The organism is Autumnicola musiva (assembly GCF_031846585.1).
Taxonomy (GTDB): Bacteria; Bacteroidota; Bacteroidia; order Flavobacteriales; family Flavobacteriaceae; genus Autumnicola; species Autumnicola musiva.
On record NZ_JAVRHK010000049.1, the window covers coordinates 1 to 2,177 of the forward strand.

Genomic DNA, 2,177 nt, shown 5'->3' on the forward strand with positions numbered 1-2,177 from the left:
GGACCATTTTATTCCCTTTTTCCTAATTTTTTTTGCATTCCAGGCCTGTTTGTTCAATCTGATCTGTTTCCCACGATCCCCCTCTATCCAGTATTCTATTCTTCGGAAAACCATTTCCATAAAAATAGTCTGAGGACAAATCCAACCGCAGAAAATCCTGCCAAATGCTACGGTAAACAAAGCGATAAAAATAACGCCAAGCAGCATTATGATTACGAACAGGTAGAAATCCTGTGGCCAGAAAGGAAATCCAAAAATATTGAAACGCCGCTCCAGTATATTGAACATTAGAAATTGGTTGCCGTTAATTTTTATAAAAGGTGCAGCTACCAAGAATGCAAGTAAAAAATAGCTTATATATTTACGGTACTTATATAATGTCCCCGAAGGCTTTTTGGGATATATCCAGGAACGTTTTCCTTCTTTAGTCACTGTGCCAATACTGTCCCTAAACCTTTCGTGCTCCTGCTTTTCCACAACTAACTTTCTAATATTATTTATTTTTTATTTCCATGTTTATCTCGTCTTATTGGGGAGGTCGTATCTGTTATATGGCAGTTTCAGATACGTTATATTTTTCCGGTTTCTAATCCATATTTTATTCATCATAGCCCATTTTAATTTCTACGGAAGTAGAATCCTGCATCTCAACTTCTACTTCCTCTACCCTGGCATCGGGATCGATGTACAATTTCCCTTCAGGTTCTTTAGGATCTGCCGGCGTAGTGCCATGAAGGCTCAATACATAACTAGCCACCTGTGCGATCTCATCAGGTTTCAAATCGGCTTTCCAGGAAACCATCCCTTTACCGGGTCGTCCTCCTTCAGTAATCGTATTAAAGACATTTTTGATCCCGCCACCCAGAATCCAATACGAATCTGTAAGGTTAGGGCCAATCCCACCACCGGCATCTACTTTATGACAGGCTACACAATTTGCTGCGAACGTGGCTTTACCAGCTTCAATATCGGCTTCTTCAGTTAAGAGTTCCACCGTATTTGCAGTAAGCAAACCTTTGGCGTTTTTCTTATACTCTTCCACGGCTTCTTTAGCTTCAGCAACTTCAACCAAATATTCCTCCTTCTGGCTGGTACCATCTAAAATATGGTACTTTATCATATATCCAAACGCGAAAATTATACTGGCGTAAAAACCGTACAGCCACCATGGGGGCAAATTATTATCCAGCTCCCTGATACCATCATAACTATGATCCAGAATAATTTCGTCTTCAGCTTCTATGGGTTTTCTGTCAAGCAATTCCCTATATTTCCTTTTCCACCAATGAAATTGTTTTTGTTTCTTAATCGCAATGGCATTATCATATCTTGCACGCGCATCGGGGGTAAGCGATCTATAAAGAATAGTATGAAGGGAGTATACCGAAATTTCTATCGCCACTGCAATCATTAAAACGATAAGAAGTATAAGCCAAAGTACAGGATAAGTTGAGAAGACTGATTCCTCCCCCGTTTCCAAAGTCATTTCTGCCAGAATAACGGCCAGGGCTACTAAACCTAATACTCTTAAAATGGAAAATATTTTTTTCATGATTAATTGGTTGTTTCGGCTGAAAATTTAGTTTCATCTTCTTCAATTTCTAGCGGGAGCTTGCTCACTTTATTGATGTATTCTTTTTTAGCGGTAAACACCCACCAGAACAAAGCGGTAAAAAAAATAAAGAATATAAGAAGTGAGATAATAGGGTAAATAGATACTCCTTCAATACTTTCCAATGGTCCTTTTACAAACTTCAACATGCCTTGTTATTTTAATTATTAGAGATTTCATGAAGGTCTTTGGCTTTAATATCGGTACCCAGACGTTGCAGGTAAGCGATAAGCGCCACGATTTCACGGTTCCGCATTTCGGTAAAGTCCAGGTTATTTTCTGCCGCATACTTTTTATCGGCCTCATAAGTAGTTGCGAAATCTGGATCGGCATAAAGATTCTCTTCAATTTGAGTTCCCTGTTCCAGCATCCAGGTTTCGGCCCGTGCGATTTCTTCTTCAGAATAAGGCACTCCCAGTGTTTGCATAGCTTTCATTTTGTCTTCAGTATTGCTTTTATCCAGTTCATCCTGGACCAGCCATTTATAGGAAGGCATAATGGAGCCTGATGAAGTACTCTGCGGATCGTACAAATGGTTTAAATGCCAGTTATCAGAATATTTCTG

General features: G+C 39.4%; 4 protein-coding genes. All 4 read right to left on the bottom strand.

Annotation, left to right across the window (positions count from 1 at the left end; genetic code table 11):
- On the bottom strand, nucleotides 1–477 hold a 477-nt coding region (locus tag RM539_RS19695), incomplete at its 3' end, for a 4Fe-4S binding protein (protein ID WP_311505131.1).
- A 121-nt stretch (nucleotides 478–598) separates the two neighbouring features.
- Complete coding sequence (locus tag RM539_RS19700) at nucleotides 599–1,552, bottom strand: cbb3-type cytochrome c oxidase N-terminal domain-containing protein (RefSeq protein ID WP_311505132.1); 954 nt, start codon at nucleotides 1,550–1,552, stop codon at nucleotides 599–601.
- Between the two features lie 2 nt (nucleotides 1,553–1,554).
- Complete coding sequence (locus tag RM539_RS19705) at nucleotides 1,555–1,761, bottom strand: CcoQ/FixQ family Cbb3-type cytochrome c oxidase assembly chaperone (protein WP_311505133.1); 207 nt, start codon at nucleotides 1,759–1,761, stop codon at nucleotides 1,555–1,557.
- Between the two features lie 11 nt (nucleotides 1,762–1,772).
- Nucleotides 1,773–2,177, bottom strand: a 405-nt coding sequence (locus RM539_RS19710; protein ID WP_311505134.1) for a cbb3-type cytochrome c oxidase subunit II, incomplete at its 5' end; no start/stop codon positions are given.